Here is a 16,968-nt window from a genome sequence, read left to right on the forward strand (position 1 = left end):
CAGCGAGTGGGGTCAATAATTGGAACATTTGCTTATCGTTGATGATAACGAGGACGTCCTGACCCAGCTCAAGTGGGGCCTTACCTCGGAATCTTACACACTTCACCTGGCCGCCAATGTCGACGAGGCGCTGGCTACCTTTCGTAAACTTCACCCCGGTGTCGTGACCCTGGACCTGGGCCTGCCTCCGCATGTCGAGTCTTCGGAAGAGGGGTTCAGGGGGCTGGTGGAGATGCTCAAGCTTGAGCCTTCAGCCAAGATCATTGTCGTCACCGGCAACGATGAGCGCGAGAATGCCTTGCAGGCAATCAAGCTTGGGGCCTTTGATTTTTTCCGCAAGCCCATTGATCTGGACGAACTGCGAGTCATCATCCGCCGCGCATTTCATTTGCATGCCATTGAGCGGGAAAGCGTGGTCCAGCAGGATGAAGCCGCCAGCGAGCTCAAAGACAACTGCGGAATTGTGGGCGCATGCGCGGCCATGCGCGGAGTGCTTGGCCTCATCGACAAGGTTGCCACTTCGGACGTGCCGATCCTCATTTCCGGTGAGAGCGGGACGGGTAAGGAGCTGGTGGCCAGGGCCATTCATTCAAAGAGTCTGCGCAGGCACGGTCCCATGGTCTGCATCAACTGCGGAGCCATCCCCGAGAACCTGATCGAATCCGAGTTGTTCGGCCATGAGAAAGGAGCCTTCACCGGCGCGGCTTCAATGGTGCGGGGCAAGGTCGAGTACGCCAGCGACGGAACACTCTTTCTGGACGAGATAGGGGAACTGCCCGTCAACCTGCAGGTCAAGCTGCTCAGATTCCTGCAGGAGATGGTCATTCAGCGAGTCGGGGGCAGGAAAGACATCCCCGTCAATGTGCGCATCATCGCGGCCACGAATATCGATATCGCCGCGGCCATAGCCCAGGGCCGTTTTCGGGAAGATCTGTATTACCGCATCGGCGTGGTCAATATCCATCTTCCACCGCTGCGCGAGCGTGAAGATGACGTGCGCATCCTGGCCGAATATTTTCTGGATCGCATCGCCCGCGACCTGGGTAAGACCCTGGCCGGGTTCACGCCTGATGCCCTGGCCTGTCTCAACACCTACAGCTGGCCCGGCAACATCCGTGAGCTTGAAAACAAGCTGCGTCGCGCAGTGCTGCTCGCGGACTCGACCCTGCTCACGGCCGAGGAACTGGGCTTCGGGGAGAGTGACTACGCCCTGAACGGTCTCGGCCTGACGGACAAAACCCTGAAGGAAGCCCGCGCCATGCTTGAAAAGAAGATGGTTCTGGCGGCCCTTGCCAAGTACGAGGGCAACATCGTCAGGGCTTCCGAAGCGCTCGGGATCAGCCGTCCAACCATGTACGACCTTTTGAAGAAGCACGAGATTAGCAATTAGAATATTTTTAATACCTCGTAACAAAAGGATTATTTTTGTGCAGTCGGGATGAGTCGTAGAAATTTTTTTTATGGAACAAGTATTCAAAGGAGTGATACAGGCTTTTTAAAAATGGCCCGTCATATATCCCGGTTATGCTGTGTGTGACGGATCAGGTTGTAACTCATTTTTCTACAGCTCTGTTGGTTTTTTTATTTCTTTTTTATAATCAGGATGTTGTGAAATAATATTCCCGGGATCGTCTTGGCGTGATCGTTGCTTTGCCGACGTATGCTGATCAGTTACGATTTCTGGTGGTTTCATGTTTGATGTAAAGAAGAAATATAATGAGAGTGTTGGCATGACAAAACGGTATGCGAAGCAAGATCACCTCTTTGAGTTGAACAGCAGGGAAACGGTGGGCAGGGATGAGTGTTTCTCCCGCCGGATTCATGAGGCTGACAGTTCAAATGATGCGAGGGTGCTGAATGAGCTCAAAGCGCAGCAGAGCGCGTTGATGATGCAAAACGAAGAACTTCGAAGGGCTCTGGACAACCTTGAAAATAAATTGGCGGTCTATTCAGATTTTTATAATTATTCGCCCCAAGGCTTTATCAGCCTGGACGAGCAGGGCCGCGTCCGGGAGGTAAACCCCTGGGCGATCAGTCAATTGGGTGTGGAGAGAGACGCGCTGGTCAATTCGTTTTTTGGGCAGCGTGTTGCCTCACAGGATATGGAAAAATTCAGGGTGTATCTTGATCTCGTTTTCAAAACAGGAGAGCGACAGAGTTGCGAGTTGATGCTCAAGCGGAAGAACATGCAGGATTTCCGGGTTAAAATAGACAGCGTCAAGTCTTCAAATAGTGGTCATATAGATTTTTACATGTCTCCTTTTACAGATATTGCCGACATAGCCAGTCAAAAAATTTCAAGTAATGTTTCTTATTGTGAAGCTGATGAAAAAATTCATCTAAGTTCAGATTTTACTGAAGATTTCAAAAATAAATTTCAAATATTATTGCAGCAGTTTCACGCTGTATTGAGTGGTATTAGTGGGACTGTAATTGTTGTTTCTCCAGAAATGAAAGTTTTGTGGTCAAATATAATTAATGAGTTTGGAATAAATTCAAATATATCAGACAATGTTTTGAGATATTGCAATGATTTTGTTGGTAATTGTTCGGTGCTTTATGAAAAATCAGTTGTCATCGATTGTTTTAACACCGGAGAAAAAAAGTCTTGCATTGTTACGCATGGTGAATCTGTACTGGATATACGGGCGTTTCCTGTCAAGGAAAACAAAGATGTAATCAGTGTTCTTCTGCTGGTGTGCGATGTCACGGGAAAAATGGCGATCCAGGCGGACGCGCAGTATGCATGTCATCTTTTGTCGCTGGGGGAGCTAGCTGCAAGTGTCGCACATGAAATAAACAATCCGGTCAACGGAATAATCAATTACGGCCAAATATTGGTCAACGAATGCGACGCTGAAAGCATGGAGCATGATCTTGGGGCGCGCATCCTCAAAGAGGGGGAACGCATCGGCCGCCTCGTCAAATCCCTCCTGTCCTATGCGCACGAAAGACGAAAGGAAAAAAGGGCGACGCAGGTTGTGGACATTCTCGAGGAAACCCTGGCCCTGACCCAGGCCCAGATTCGCAAGGACGGCATCCAGCTTGTTCTCGACTTCCCTGAAAGCCTTCCCAAGGTCATGGCAAATCTGCAGCAGGTTCAGCAGGGGTTCATCAACATCATCAGCAATGCGCGCTATGCATTGAACGAAAAGTATCCGGGGTGGCATAAGAACAAATGTCTCGCGATCTCCGGCGAATTCGTCATGGTCGAAGGCTGCCCTTTTGTACGGGTGGCGTTTCTGGATCAGGGTGGAGGAATATCGGCCGAAAAGCTCTCGTTTCTGACCAAACCGTTTTTTTCCACCAAGCCTTTTGGCAAGGGGACCGGGCTTGGGCTCAGCATTACGCAGAAGATCATCGATGATCACGGGGGGCATCTGCGGTTTGAGAGTGAAGAGGGGGAGTTTACCCGCGTTATAATAGATTTGCCGGTTCATCAAAAAGATGAAGGAATATGTTAGTGACCGGAAAAATTCTGATTCTCGATGACGAAGAGTCGATCAGGTTCACGCTTTCACGATTTTTGCGTGCGGCGGGTCATGCTGTGGTGACCGTTTCAAGTTGCGGTGACGCCTTGGCCAAAATTTCAGGAGACGGCTTTGATGTCGTGTTCGCGGACATAATCCTCGAAGACGGTACGGGAATCGACATCCTGCGTGAGATCAAGGCCAGGGGGCTGGGCTGTCCGGTGATCATGATCACCGGAGATCCGGGTATCGAGACCGTGACCGAAGCCATTCATCTGGGGGCCTTCGATTACATTCCAAAGCCCGTCAAGCAGGAAGCGCTCTTGAACGCCACCCGCCTGGCCTTGTCTTATAAAGCCGCCAACGATGAGAAGGAGAGATACCGCTCAAACCTTGAAGCGATCTTCAGGAGCGTCAGAGAGGCTATCCTCTCTGTGAACAACGAGTCCGTGCTGATCGAATTCAACGAGGCGGCCAGCGAAATGTGCGGGTTTTCCCAGGCCGACATCGGGAACCCAGTCAGCTTGTTGCCGCGAACGACCGACAACAGGTTCGAGACGATTCTGGCGGAAGCGCTGACGAGCGGCCAGCCCCGCGAAGAGGATCGCGTCGAGTGCAGTGCGGCGAGTGGAGTCCGCAAAGTGGTCAGCGCGAGGATCTATCCGCTGCTCAACACCCAGGGGCAATCCACCGGAGTGGTGATGATGCTGCGTGACGACACGCATGTGTCCAATCTGGAAATGAAGCTGAGGGAGTACGGGCAGTTTCACCGCATCATCGGCAAGAGCGAGCCGATGCAGAAGGTCTACGCCCCGATAAAGACGCTGGCCGGAGTTCAGACCACGGTCCTGATCACCGGCGAAAGCGGTACGGGCAAGGAGCTTGTCGCCGAAGCCCTGCACATGGCCGGAGATCTCAGCGATAAGCCCCTGGTCAAGGTGAACTGCTCGGCTTTGCCCGAGAGCCTGCTTGAAAGCGAACTCTTCGGTCACGTCAAGGGGGCGTTCACGGGCGCGATCAAGGACAGCGAAGGGCGCTTTCAAAAAGCAAATGGCGGAACAATCTTTTTTGACGAGATTGGGGACCTCTCGCCGATGGTGCAGCTCAAACTTTTGCGCGTCCTGGAAGAGCGCGAGTTTGAACGGGTTGGCAGCTCCGCGACCGTGAAGGCCAACGTGCGCGTCATCGCGGCGACAAACAAGAACCTCCTGGAGCAGGTCAGCCAGGGAATTCTACGGGAGGACCTCTATTACCGGCTCAAAGTGGTCGAGATCAAGCTGCCTCCTTTGCGCACCCGGACTGAGGACATCCCCCTCCTTGTCGATCATTTTTGCGAACGGTTCAACGTGAAGTTCAAAAAGAACATCAAATCCGTGTCATCCGATGTTTTTCAGGCTTTCCTCAAATATTCATGGCCAGGCAACGTGCGCGAGCTTGAGCATACCATGGAGCATGCCTTTGTCCTTTGTAACAAGAGCGTCATCACGTATGACGATTTGCCCACGGATTTTATGAAGTTGGCAGGAGTGCGACGCTCCCGCCCCGAGGCTCAGAGTGACGATGCGGGCGCGGTTCTTGCGGCTCTGAACAACACCGACTGGAACAAGGCGAAAGCTGCCCGGCTGCTTGGGATAGACCGGGTGACCCTGTACCGCAAAATCAAGAGATATGGTCTTGTCCGAGAAGCTTCGGGTGCAAAACTGTTGCGTTAGTGACACCTTTTTTGCCTGCAACGATTTTGTTGCATGCAACACGCTTTTTTTGCCATTTTTCTCCCCGCATCCATTTTTTATCAAAAAGTTCAATTATTCTATAGTAATGAAAATATTCTGGCGGCATCGTTCTGTTGGTATGAATATTGTATTGACTTTGCTTGGTGGTTTCCAGGCAGTGCGGGCTCGAATGCGGACCCGGGCTTTGTGTTGCGACAATATTTTTTACAAGAATATCTTCATGAATTTTCGTTTGAAATAGCCATGAATGCAAACATACTTGTCATTGATGACGAAGAATCAATTCGATTCACATTCTATAAATTTCTTGCCGATAAAGGAAACCATGTCTGCACGTCAAAAAATTTATTGGAATCACTGTCTAAAATGAATGAGACAGTTTATGATCTTATAATTGTTGATATTATTTTAAGCGATGGATGTGGATTAGATGTTTTGAAAAAAATTGATCGAAATGAAGTTGAAACTCAGGTGATAATAATGACGGCTTATCCAACACTTGAAACAATTGATATGAGCTTCAAAATGCATGCTGCAGATTATATTATAAAGCCGATACGACAGAGTGAACTTATTTCTTCCGTAAGCAACATAATACAGAAAAAAATATCTTTGCGTAAAAAGAATATTAAAAATAATGAGATTTGTGCTTAATTACGACACTGCAATAAGTCGCAAAAGAATCTGAGTGTCATTCCTGACGCGCTTGCAAAGAGTCGTGGATGAACCTGATTGTCATTCCCGCGAAGGCGGGAAACCATTCTTTTCAGATAGTTAGAAAGGCGTAGATCCCCTTCTTCAAGGGGATGACGACTTTTTGCAGGCGGATCATTCCCGCGAACGTGTGCCAGCATGGGTAGGCGGGGCATGTCGGGCAATGGCGCGAAATCCATTTTTTTCAGGTGGTTAAAAATTATGAATCCTTTTCTTCAAGGGAATTCATAAATTTTTACAGTGGTATCTTCATTTTTTTACACTTTTTGTTCGACGCGAGACCTGCCTTTCTTTGCCGGTATCGAAAAACAGGGCGCTAGGCTCTTCAGTTTCATCCCGCTTCTTCCCCCTGCGCGCAAGAGATGCTATTCAGGGAATCATGAAGCTTCTTCTAGCCCTGATTCCCATCTTCGCCGTCCTGGCATTCTTCCATCCGTCGCCGGAAGTCCGCGCCTCCGAGTCGGACAGGCCCGTGGTGCTGGTGATCCATTCCTACGCTGCCGACTATTCCTGGACCAGGGACATGCACGCCGGGATCGTCTCGGTCCTCGATGCTCCTGATGTGCGGGCGCGCTGGCGCGTGGAGTACATGGATGCCAAGCACCACGACTCGCCCGCGTACCAGGCCCGGCTCCTGGAACTCTTTCGGGAGAAGTACGGCCGGGACCGCTTCGACGGGGTCATCCTGACCGACGACCACGCCCTGGACTTCGTGGCCATGCACCGGGGCGAACTGTTCCCCGGCACGCCCATGGTGGCCTGCGGCATCAACGACCTCAAGTCCGTCCCGCCGGGGGCCCGGGACATGAACATCATCATCGAGAGCCTGGCGCATCTCGAAACCCTGGAGGCGGCCCTGCGGCAGAATCCGGGCACGCGCAAGGTCTTCGTCATGATCGACGGCACCCTCACGGGCAAATCCATCCTGCGGGAATTCCTGGAGCAGACCCGCGAGCTGGCCGGGCGTGTGGAGATCGAGGTCGTGCCGCCCATGACCCGGGACGGGCTCGTCCGCTTCGCGGCGGAGCGCGGGCAGGGGGAGCTTCTCTACCTGCTGGTCTATTTCCAGGACGCGGCGGGGCAGGTCTTCACGGCCGAGGAGATCCCGCGCGTCGTGGCCGCCGCCTCTCCCGTGCCGGTGTATGCGGCCTGGGATTTTCAGCTGGGCTTTGGTGTTGTCGGGGGCTGCGTGACCAGCGCCTTCGGGCATGGGCAGAAGGCCGCCCGCACCCTGCTGGACCGCCTGGCCGGAAAGAACCCTCCGGCCGCGTACAGCGGGCTCGCGGGCGTCAACCGGCACACCTACGACTACGCCGCCCTGGAGCGCTTCGGCATCCAGTCATCCCTGCTGCCCGGGGATGCGCTGGTGCTGAACCGTCCCCTGTCGTACTTTGAACAGCACCGCTCGGTCATCCTCTCGGCCCTGGCGGTCATCGCCATCCTCGGCGTGATCATCGCGCTGCTGGTCATGAACGTGCTCAAGCAGCGCAGGATCAACCACGGCAACCGGGAGATCATGAATCTCAATCGGGAGATGATCGAGACCCAGCGCGAACTGCTCTCCACCCTGGGCGAGGTCATCGAGACCAGGTCCCAGGAGACGGCCTACCACGTGCGCAGGGTGGCCGCCTATTCGGCCCTGCTGGGCGAAAAGTACGGCCTCTCCGAGGAGGACATCCTGCTGCTGGAAGCGGCTGCGCCCATGCACGACATAGGCAAGATCGGCATCCCTGACGCCATCCTCAACAAGCCCGGCAAGCTCGATGACGAGGAATTCGAAAGCATCAAGCACCACACCGTCATTGGCCAGCGCATCCTGCACACCTCGGACCGCAGGCTCATGGCCGAGGCCCGAAACATCGCCCTGCAGCATCACGAGCGCTGGGACGGCACGGGCTATCCATGCGGCCTCAAAGGCGAGGAGATCAGCCTGCCGGCCCGCATCTGCGCCCTGGCCGACGTTTACGACGCCCTGTCCCTGGACCGCGTCTACAAGGAGGCCTGGCCCAGGGAAAAGGTGCTGGAATTTATTCGGCGCGAACGAGGCGGCATGTTCGACCCCAGGATCGTTGATCTCTTCTTCGAGAATCTGGACGAGATCGAAGCCATCAGGTACCGCCTTTCGGACGCGGCGGCCCGGCCAAGGGAAATGGACATCTCGGCCAAGGTGGAGTGTCCGGGGCAGGACTAGGGCAATCGTCCGGTCCGCAATTCTTGCCTCCCGCCGTCCCCCCAACGGAGCACACACATGACCAATCTTTCCTCCGCGCCCAAGGTCTGGGCGCATCGGGGCGCGCGCAGCGCGGCCCCCGAGAACACCATGGCCGCGGCCCGTGCCGCCCTGGAGCAGGGCGCCTTCGGCTGGGAGCTGGACGTGCACGTCACCCTCGATGGTGTAGTCATTGTCACCCACGATCACGGCCTGCGCCGCGTGACGGACATTGCCCTTCGGCCGGACATGCCCGTGCGGGCGTCGCATGTGGTGGACCGGCTGACCCTGGCCCAGATCCGTGAGCTCGATGCCGGGAGCTGGTTCGCCCGGCGCGATCCCTTTGGCACCGTGGCGTCCGGCGAGGTCGGCCCGGAGCGGCTGGCGTCCTACGCGGGCGAGAAGATCCCCACCCTGGCCGAGGCCCTGGACTGGACCAGCGAGAGCGGCCTTGCCGTGAACGTCGAGATCAAGGACATGCTCGGCGGTGATGATGACGGCCTGGTGCGTGAGGTTGTGGGGCTGATCCGCGCATCCGGGATTGCGCGGCGGGTGCTGGTCTCGTCCTTTCGGCAGAACTCCCTGGAGTTGTTCCGCAAGCTGTGTCCGGAAGTGCCCGTGGGTCTGCTCCTGGACGAAAAGGCCATGGCCGCGTCCACGCAGGATATAGTCGCGAGGCTGCAAGGCCTGGGGGCCGTGGCGTTGCATCCGTCCATCAAGGGCCTTTTTCCGGGCCGCATCGCGGCTTTTCGCGAGGCCGGATTCGAGGTCAACGTCTACACCGTGAACCGTGAAGAAGACATGCTCCGGCTGGCTCGCGAGGGCGCGACCGGAATAATCACCGATTTTCCGGCCCGGGCCCTGGCCGCGCTGGAAGCATTCAAGCAGGAGGAAAAATGAATCTGACCAAGCGGCCCAAGGCCGTCTTCTGGGATATCGACGGCACGCTTATCACCACCGAGGGCCTGCACTACGAAGTCATCCGCGACTGGTGCGCGGCCCGAGGGTACATCTTGACCGAGGCCGCCAACGACGAACTGCTCGGCAAGACCATGCCGGAGAAGTGGGCCATTCTTGAGAGCCGCCTGCCCGCCGGACTGACCGAGGAGGATTTCAGGGCGGACTGCGCCCGCGCCTACATGGCGGGACTGCGGGCCGAGATGATGCGCCCCGGTCCCGTGGCGGCGGTAAGGCGCCTGCATGAGCTGGGCGTCACGCAGGCGGCCGTGTCCAACGGCGAGGCCCCCGTCATCGAGGCCAATCTGCGCGCTCTGGGACTCTGGGATTTGATGGCGTTCACGGTCTGCGGCAACGATGTGCCCAGCGGCAAGCCCGCGCCGGACCCCTATCTTGAGGCCGCCAGACGCGCCGGGTGCGCCCCGGACGACTGCATGGCCGTGGAGGATTCGATAGTGGGCGTGACCTCGGCCGCCGGTGGCGGTTTGATCACCCTCGCCTGGCCGGAAGCGGTCCCGGGAGTTCAGGCCGACATGCCCGGAGCGACCCTCGTGGTGCTGGAGGATTCCGATTTTCCCTGGACCCTTTTTGAAAATTGACCCGCTGATTCTAGATTGAACGTGTCGGATCGCGGCGGGCCTCATGCCCGCCGCGACCGTTTTCAGCCTGCCAGATACGTCCTCGCCAGCTCCCGAAAGGAGCTGACCTGCTCCTCGATCCAATCCTTGCCCAGGTCCAGTTCCCGGGCCATGATTTCAGCCACGTCCCTGGCGATGACCATGCTCACGGCCGCGTCCAGGATCAGCGCGCGCGTGCGGTGACGCAGCACGTCGGACAGGGTTCGGGCCCATTCGCGGCGCACGGCCCAGACCACCTCGGCGCGCAGGTAGGGAAGTTTGTAGTGCAGGGGCTTGCCCAGATCCGGGTCGCGGCGGATCATCTCGCGGATTTCCTCGATGTCGCTGCCGTAGACCGAGAGGTGATCCCGGGGATCAAGTCCGTTCATCCAGCCGTGCAGGGGCAGGTTCTCGGTCTTGCAGGAGTGGGCGGGGAGGCCCGCGAAGCGCGCGGCCTGGTTCACCGTGTCTTCGCCCATCTTGCGGTACGTGGTCCACTTGCCGCCGGCGATGGTCACCAGGCCGCCCTGGGAGATGGTCAGATGATGATCGCGGGACAGGGACGAGGTCCGACCTTCGCCCTCGGCCCTGATCAGCGGCCGGATGCCCGCGAAGACGCTCAGGATGTCGCTGCGCTTCGGGTCGCGGGTCAGGTAGCGCCCGGCGTGTTCGAGCAGGAAGGTGATTTCCTCCTCCATGGGCCGGGGTTCGTGGTTCGGGCCGTCCAGGGCCACGTCGGTGGTCCCGACCAGCACGCGTCCGTGCCAGGGCACCAGAAAGATGACTCGGCCGTCGTCCGTGTGCGGGACCATGATGGCCGTGTCTCCGGGGGAGAATGATTTGTCGAGCACCAGATGGATGCCCTGGGACGGGGCGATCAGTTTGGGCGCGGCCGCGTCGTCCATGCGCAGGATGTCGTCGACGAACACGCCTGTCGCGTTGATGACGACCTTTGCCCGCAACCGCCGGGTTTTGCCTGTCAGGGAGTCCCGGGCCTCCACGCCGCCGATCTGGCCTTCATCGTCCTTGAGGAGCGCGGTCACGGCCATGTGGTTGACCGGCAGTCCGCCGAGATCCTGCATGGTCTTGGCCAGGGTGATGGCCAGGCGGGAGTCGTCGAACTGGCCGTCATAGTAGATGACTCCGCCGCGCAGGTCCGTGGGTTCGAGGTTGGGGATCATGTTCAGGGTTTTCGAGCGCGACAGGATGCGCGAACGGCCGAAACCGAGCTTTCCGGCCAGCATGTCGTAGAGTTTCAGGCCCACGCCGTAGAAGGGGCGCTCCCACCATTTGTAGTCCGGCACGACAAAGGCCTGGTTGTAGACCAGATGGGGGGCGTTTCGGAGCAGCACGCCGCGTTCGTGCAGGGCGTCCATGACCAGGGCCACGTTGCCCTGCTGCAGGTAGCGCACGCCGCCGTGCACCAGCTTGGTGGAGCGGCTGGAAGTGCCTTGCGAGAAATCGTGCGCTTCAAGGAGCAGCGTCCTGTAGCCCCTGCTGGCCGCGTCCACGCCGCAGCCAAGGCCCGTGGCGCCGCCGCCGATGATGATCATGTCCCAGGTGGTGTCGGTATCGAGTCGGTCAAGAATATCGGATCTGAGCATGGCTGCCTCCAGGATGTTGTCGCTTGTGCGGGGTTGCATATCACGTCGTCGCCGGGAGGGCCAGAACGTCGGGAGGGTTGCATGGGCCTTGACCTTCGCGCCGGGGCTTCATAGATGCTAGGCTCTTGCCTTAATCACGGAGATTTCAATGACCCAGCCATCTGTCGGCACTGTACAGTCCAAATCGTTCACTTTCGCCCATCCCCCGACGCCCATGGTCCTGGACAGCGGGGTGGAGCTCGGGCCAGTATCCCTGGCCTACGAAACGTACGGGACCCTGAACGCGGAGCGGTCCAACGCCGTGCTCGTCTGTCACGCCCTGACCGGCGACGCCCACGTGGCCGGTTATCACGCCGGAGACGACAAGCCCGGCTGGTGGGAGCATTACGTGGGCCCGGGCAAACCCATCGACACGGACCGGTATTTCGTGGTCTGCTCCAACGTCATCGGCAGCTGCATGGGTTCCTGCGGGCCGTCCTCCATCAATCCGGCCACGGGGCGCTACTGGGGTCTCGATTTTCCGCTGGTGACCATCCCCGACATGGTCCGCGCCCAGCGCGAGCTGCTTCGGCACCTCGGCATCGACCACCTTCTGGCCGTGACCGGGGGCTCCCTCGGGGGCATGCAGACTCTGCAGTGGGCGGCGGCCTATCCGGAGATGATGGACGGCATCCTGGCCCTGGCCACCACCAGCCGCCATTCTCCCCAGGCCATCGCCTTCAACGAGGTGGCCCGGCAGTCCATCATGAGCGATCCCAACTGGAAGAACGGCGACTACTACGACGGCGTGCGCCCGGACCTGGGTCTGGCCGTGGCGCGCATGATCGGGCACATCACCTATCTTTCGGACGAGTCCATGCACGTGAAGTTTGGCCGCGAGCTGCGCAAAGGCTCTTTTGCCTTCAACTTCGAGGGCGATTTTCAGGTCGAAAGCTACCTGCATCACCAGGGCAAAAAATTCGTGGAGCGCTTCGACGCCAACGCCTTTCTCTACGTGACCAAGGCCGCGGACTATTTCGATCTTGACCTTGCAAACCCGGACAGCCCGGCCCGCCGCGCCCTGGCCGCGACACAGGCGCGTTTTCAGCTGGTGTCCTTCACCTCCGACTGGCTGTATCCGACCTACCAGAGCCGGCAGATCGTCGATGTGCTCAAGGCCCTGGGCAAGGATGTGAGTTTTTGCGAGATCACCGCGCCTTGGGGGCACGACGCGTTCCTGTTGCCGGACGAGCGGCTTGAAACAGTTGTCAGGGGTTTTCTGGGAGGTTTGCATGGATGCTGAGCAATGCCGGGATCTGCCGGAACTGCGTTTCGACCTGCGCATAGTGGCCTCCTGGATCGAGCCGGGCAGCCGGGTGCTCGATCTTGGCTGCGCCGACGGAAAACTGCTGCGCGTGCTGCGGGACACCAAGGATGTCGTCGGTCTGGGTATCGAGCACGACGAGGACGAGGTGGTGTCGTGCATCGCGCAGGGCCTGTCCGTGATCCACGGGGACATCAACAGGGAGCTGGCCGGGTTTCCCGACAACGCCTTCGACTATGTCGTGGTTTCCCAGACCCTGCAGCAGGCCTATGAACCGACGGCCCTCCTGCAGCAGCTACTTCGGGTCGGCCGCCGGGGCATCGTCAGTTTTCCCAATTTCTGCTGCCTGCCGATCCGGTTGCAGATGGCCTTTTCGGGGCATGTTCCGGTCACGCCCGAGCTGCCCTATCAGTGGTACAACACGCCGAACATCCGGGTGCTGAGCCTTGAGGATTTCAGGGCCTATTCGCGGGCCGTGCCCTTCGCCATCACGCGCTCCCTGGCCGTGAACCCGTCCGGGGATGGAGGCATGCGCGAGGTCCGTTTCTGGCCCAATTTGCTGGCTTCGTACGGAATTTTCATGATAACCGCCGCATAAACAGCTTTTTCCGGCTCGGGTCCGGACAGGAGGAACCATGCAACGATTTGAAACCAAGGCCCTGCACGGTGGCTACACTCCCGACGCCACGGGTTCGCGCGCCGTCCCGGTGCACCGCACTTCGGCCTATCTGTTCAAGGATGCCGGGCATGCGGCCGACCTGTTCGCCCTGCGTCAGGCGGGCAACATCTACACCCGTCTCGGGGGGCCGACCCAGGAGGTCCTGGAGACCCGCCTGGCTCAGCTCGAAGGCGGCAAGGCCGCCCTGGCCCTGGCCTCGGGCACGGCGGCCATCCATTACACGGTCATCAACATCTGCCGCCAGGGCGACGAACTCGTTTCGTCCTCGACCCTCTACGGCGGCACGCACACCATGTTCGCCGCCATCCTGCCCGACGCCGGGATCACTACCCGGTTCGTCGACATCCACAATCCGGATGCCGTGCGCGCGGCCATAAACGAACGCACCCGGCTCATCTTCACCGAAGTCATCGGCAATCCGGCCCTGGACGTGGCCAACATAGAGGCCCTGTCCGCCATTGCCCACGAGCACGGGTTGCCGCTGGTGGTGGACGCGACTTTTACTACTCCCTACCTGTTCCGGCCCCTGGAGTACGGGGCGGACATTGTCGTGCATTCGCTCACCAAATGGATCGGCGGGCACGGCACGGCCATCGGAGGCGCGGTCATCGACGGGGGCGGCTTCGATTGGACCGACCCGAAGTTCGCCCTCTACAACGAGCCGGACTCTTCCTACCACGGCATGCGCTACGCCCATGATCTCGGCGAGATGAATCATCTGGCCTTCATTCTGCGCATGCGCCTGGTGCCGCTCAGAAATCTTGGCGCGTGCCTCTCGCCCGACAACTGCTGGATCTTCCTGCAGGGCCTCGAAACCCTGGCCCTGCGCATGGAGAGGCACAGCGAGAACGCGTTGCAGGTGGCCGAATTTCTGGCCGGGCACCCGAAGGTGTCCTGGGTGCGCTATCCCGGCCTGCCGGGCGACCCTTCCTACGATCTGGCCCGGACCATGTTCCCGCGCGGGTTCGGCGGCATGGTCGTGTTCGGGGTCAAGGGCGGGCTCGAGGCGGGGCGGGATTTCATCGGCCGCCTGGGCATGGTTTCGCATCTGGCCAACGTCGGCGATGCCAAGAGCCTGGCCATCCATCCGGCCAGCACCACCCACTCCCAGCTCTCGGAAGAGGAGCAGGCCGCAGGGGGCATCACCCCGGATCTGGTCCGCTTTTCCGTCGGGATCGAGCACATCGACGACATCCTGGCCGACCTGGATCAGGCGCTGGAATGATCGGAAGGCGCCATTGAGGCAGACGAAGCGAGGTCAAGCGCGAGAGAATCCCGGACAGGGCAAGGGTGCTTGTTTCCGGCGCGTGCGTGTTTCTTTTTGATACAATAGCGGGATTTGATCTGTTCGATTTGGAAACAGGCGTGTCCGCATGCATGGACTTCGCTGGCGCGCGAGGCGTCCGAAATGCGCCGGAAAGTCAGGCGCTGGGCCATGTTTGGAAAAGGGCGCGATTTTGGCCGCATTCTTGTATGATGGGCTAAGGACTTTTGCACGTATGTTCCATCCACCGAACATGGACTTTCAACCCAGAGGAGACTGTATGCCGAAGTACATCATCGAGCGCGAGATCCCCGGCGCGGGCAGCATGTCCGCCGAAACCCTGCAAGGCATTTCCAAGCATTCCTGCGGAGTGCTGCAGGAGATGGGGCCGTCCATCCAGTGGGTCGAGAGCTTCGTGACGCCGGACAAGATCTACTGCGTGTACATCGCCCCCAGTGAGGAGGCCGTGCGCGAGCACGCCACCAAGGGCGGCTTCCCGGCCAACAGCGTGAGCGAAGTCAAGACCATCATCGACCCGACCACGTCCGAGGGATAGGCGCGAGACCGGACGAGAGTTTGAGATTGCAAAAAAATGGCCTGACGGTGTGATGCACCGTCAGGCCATTTTTAGTTCGCTGTCGGTCGCTGCCTCAGCGGATGAGCTGGAGCAGCCCCAGGGATATGGACGGGAAGTTGCTGACAAGGAGCAGCGCCGCCAGTTCGGCCAGGAAGAAGGGGATGATCCTGCGGCTGATGCGTTCCAGGGAGGTGCCGTACTCTCGCACTATGCCCTGGGCCACGAACAGGTTCACCGCCATGGGTGGAGTGATCATGCCGATGGAGGTGTTGACCACGATGATGATGCCCAGATGCAGCGGGTCCAGGCCGATGGTCTTGGCGATGGGCAGCAGGATTGGGGCCATGAGAAGGATGATTGCCTGGGTTTCCAGAAATATGCCCAGGAAGAGGAGCAGGATATTGATCAGGGTCAGGATCAGGAACGGTTCGCTGGTCAGTCCTAGCATCGTCGTGGCGATGAGTTGCGAGATGCGTCCCACGTTGATGAGCCAGGAAAAGGACTGCGAGGTGGCGATGACGAAGAAGACCATGGCCGAGCTGATGCCGGCCTTGACGATGACCGTGCGCAGGGTGCCCAAGTCCATTTCCCGGTATACCAGGACGCTGACCAGCAGGCTGTAGGCCGTGGCCACGGCGCCGGCTTCCGTGGGTGTGAATACTCCGCCGTAAATGCCGCCGAGGATGATGGCGGGCATGATCAGGGCCAGGCTTGCGTCGGCAAAGGCGGTCACGATTTCGCGGCCGGACACGGGGTTTTCCAAAGGGATGTTCAGCTTTGCCGCTACGCCCCACACGCAGGCACATAGAACCAAGGCCAGGAACAGGCCGGGTATGATGCCGGCCAGGAAGAGATCTCCGATGGAAACTCCGGCTACGACGCCGTAGGTGATCATGGGTATGGACGGCGGAATGATGACTCCCAGCGTGCCGCTGGCCGCACAGACGGCGGCGGCGAAATCCGGGGGGTACTTCTTCTTGATCATGGACGGTGCCATGATGCCGCCGATGGCCGCCACGGTGGCCGGGTTGGAGCCGCTGATGGCCCCGAAGAAGGCCGAGGCGACGACGGTGATGAGCCCCAATCCGCCGCGCAGGGAGCCGACCAGGGTCGAGGCCAGGCGCACCAGGCGCCGCGAGATGCCGCCGTGCTCCATGACGCCGCCGGCCAGCATGAAAAAGGGGATGGCCATGAAGGGGAAGGAATCCACTGCCGTGAACATGCGCTGCCCGATGACTATGGGATTGGTCGGCAGGCTGGTGACCAGCATGCCTGCGATGGAGGCGAAGCCGATGCACACGGCGATGGGCACGCCCAGGCAGAGCAGCACGAAGAGGGTCAAAAACATTGCGACGCCCATTTACGCCTCCTTCCCGGACTGTTTCCAGTCGATGACGAAGGCTTCGATGGCCCGCCACGCCATGAGCACCATGCCCAGGGGCACGGCCGCATAAGGGATCCAGATGGGAATCCACAATGAAGGCGAAGTCTGTCCCGAGGACATCTGATTGGCGATGATCCGGGACAGAAACCAGGTAATGACGCCGCAGAAGGTCAAAACGATAAGCAGGCGCAGGATCTTGAAAAAGGCTACGACAGCCGGGTGGGTGAACTGATCGGTGATGAAGGTCACGCCGATGTGCGCGCCGCGTTTCATGGCCAGGGACATGCCGATGTAGGCTAGGTAAACCATGATGTACCGGGCCAGTTCCTCGCCCCAGAACATGGGGAAAAGCCCGGTGTAGCGGGCCAGGGTGGCCAGCAGGACCACCACGACCATGGCCGGCAGCAGCACCAGCATGGCGTATTCCTCGATGTTGTCCAGGATGTTGCGCACGCGG

General features: G+C 58.8%; 14 protein-coding genes. 11 read left to right on the top strand and 3 right to left on the bottom strand.

Features of this window, described 5'->3' with window-relative positions; translation table 11 throughout:
* Positions 1–19 precede the first annotated feature (19 nt).
* The 7 genes from prsR to H4684_RS04245 all read left to right on the top strand — a co-directional run bounded on the left by prsR (position 20) and on the right by H4684_RS04245 (position 9,682).
* The gene (gene prsR, locus H4684_RS04215; RefSeq protein ID WP_092188604.1) at positions 20–1,390 is read left to right on the top strand and encodes a PEP-CTERM-box response regulator transcription factor; all 1,371 of its coding nucleotides are present in this window, start codon (positions 20–22) and stop codon (positions 1,388–1,390) included.
* A gap of 301 nt (positions 1,391–1,691) precedes the next feature.
* On the top strand, positions 1,692–3,464 hold the full coding sequence (locus H4684_RS04220; RefSeq protein ID WP_192622926.1) for a PAS domain-containing sensor histidine kinase: 1,773 nt from the start codon (positions 1,692–1,694) through the stop codon (positions 3,462–3,464).
* Positions 3,464–5,182: a sigma-54 dependent transcriptional regulator gene (locus H4684_RS04225; RefSeq protein ID WP_192622927.1), complete on the top strand. Its 1,719-nt coding sequence runs from the start codon at positions 3,464–3,466 to the stop codon at positions 5,180–5,182. Before H4684_RS04220 ends, H4684_RS04225 begins: the two co-directional genes overlap by 1 nt.
* A 33-nt stretch (positions 5,183–5,215) precedes the next feature.
* The gene (locus H4684_RS04230) at positions 5,216–5,857 is read left to right on the top strand and encodes a response regulator (protein WP_092188600.1); all 642 of its coding nucleotides are present in this window, start codon (positions 5,216–5,218) and stop codon (positions 5,855–5,857) included.
* 439 nt (positions 5,858–6,296) lie between these two features.
* On the top strand, positions 6,297–8,108 hold the full coding sequence (locus H4684_RS04235) for an HD domain-containing phosphohydrolase (protein WP_225940235.1): 1,812 nt from the start codon (positions 6,297–6,299) through the stop codon (positions 8,106–8,108).
* Between the two features lie 57 nt (positions 8,109–8,165).
* Positions 8,166–9,026, top strand: a complete 861-nt coding sequence (locus H4684_RS04240; RefSeq protein WP_192622928.1) for a glycerophosphodiester phosphodiesterase — start codon at positions 8,166–8,168, stop codon at positions 9,024–9,026.
* Entirely contained in the window at positions 9,023–9,682 is a 660-nt protein-coding gene (locus tag H4684_RS04245; RefSeq protein WP_092188596.1) for an HAD family hydrolase, read from the top strand. The genes H4684_RS04240 and H4684_RS04245 overlap by 4 nt, the downstream gene beginning before the upstream one ends.
* 62 nt (positions 9,683–9,744) lie before the next feature.
* Here H4684_RS04245 and H4684_RS04250 read toward each other — a convergent pair whose 3' ends face one another.
* On the bottom strand, positions 9,745–11,304 hold the full coding sequence (locus H4684_RS04250; RefSeq protein WP_192622929.1) for a glycerol-3-phosphate dehydrogenase/oxidase: 1,560 nt from the start codon (positions 11,302–11,304) through the stop codon (positions 9,745–9,747).
* Positions 11,305–11,452: 148 nt separating this feature from the next.
* Between H4684_RS04250 and metX the strand changes: the two genes are divergently transcribed.
* From metX to H4684_RS04270, 4 genes are all read left to right on the top strand, one after another.
* Positions 11,453–12,586: a homoserine O-acetyltransferase MetX gene (gene metX / locus H4684_RS04255; protein ID WP_192622930.1), complete on the top strand. Its 1,134-nt coding sequence runs from the start codon at positions 11,453–11,455 to the stop codon at positions 12,584–12,586.
* Entirely contained in the window at positions 12,576–13,205 is a 630-nt protein-coding gene (gene metW / locus H4684_RS04260) for a methionine biosynthesis protein MetW (protein ID WP_225940236.1), read from the top strand. Before metX ends, metW begins: the two co-directional genes overlap by 11 nt.
* A gap of 37 nt (positions 13,206–13,242) precedes the next feature.
* On the top strand, positions 13,243–14,511 hold the full coding sequence (locus H4684_RS04265; RefSeq protein WP_092188590.1) for an O-acetylhomoserine aminocarboxypropyltransferase/cysteine synthase family protein: 1,269 nt from the start codon (positions 13,243–13,245) through the stop codon (positions 14,509–14,511).
* 319 nt (positions 14,512–14,830) lie between these two features.
* Positions 14,831–15,106 carry a DUF4242 domain-containing protein gene (locus H4684_RS04270; protein WP_092188588.1) on the top strand — a complete coding sequence of 92 codons (276 nt, stop codon included), beginning with the start codon at positions 14,831–14,833 and terminating at the stop codon, positions 15,104–15,106.
* A gap of 94 nt (positions 15,107–15,200) precedes the next feature.
* Here H4684_RS04270 and H4684_RS04275 read toward each other — a convergent pair whose 3' ends face one another.
* Together H4684_RS04275 and H4684_RS04280 are read right to left on the bottom strand one after the other, a co-directional pair.
* Positions 15,201–16,487 (bottom strand): TRAP transporter large permease, encoded by a 1,287-nt coding sequence (locus tag H4684_RS04275; RefSeq protein WP_192622931.1) that lies wholly within the window; start codon positions 16,485–16,487, stop codon positions 15,201–15,203.
* Positions 16,488–16,964 carry a TRAP transporter small permease gene (locus H4684_RS04280; protein ID WP_192622932.1) on the bottom strand — a complete coding sequence of 159 codons (477 nt, stop codon included), beginning with the start codon at positions 16,962–16,964 and terminating at the stop codon, positions 16,488–16,490.
* Between the last annotated feature and the right edge of the window lie 4 nt (positions 16,965–16,968).

The sequence above is a fragment of the Desulfomicrobium macestii genome, assembly GCF_014873765.1.
GTDB lineage: Bacteria > Desulfobacterota > Desulfovibrionia > Desulfovibrionales > Desulfomicrobiaceae > Desulfomicrobium > Desulfomicrobium macestii.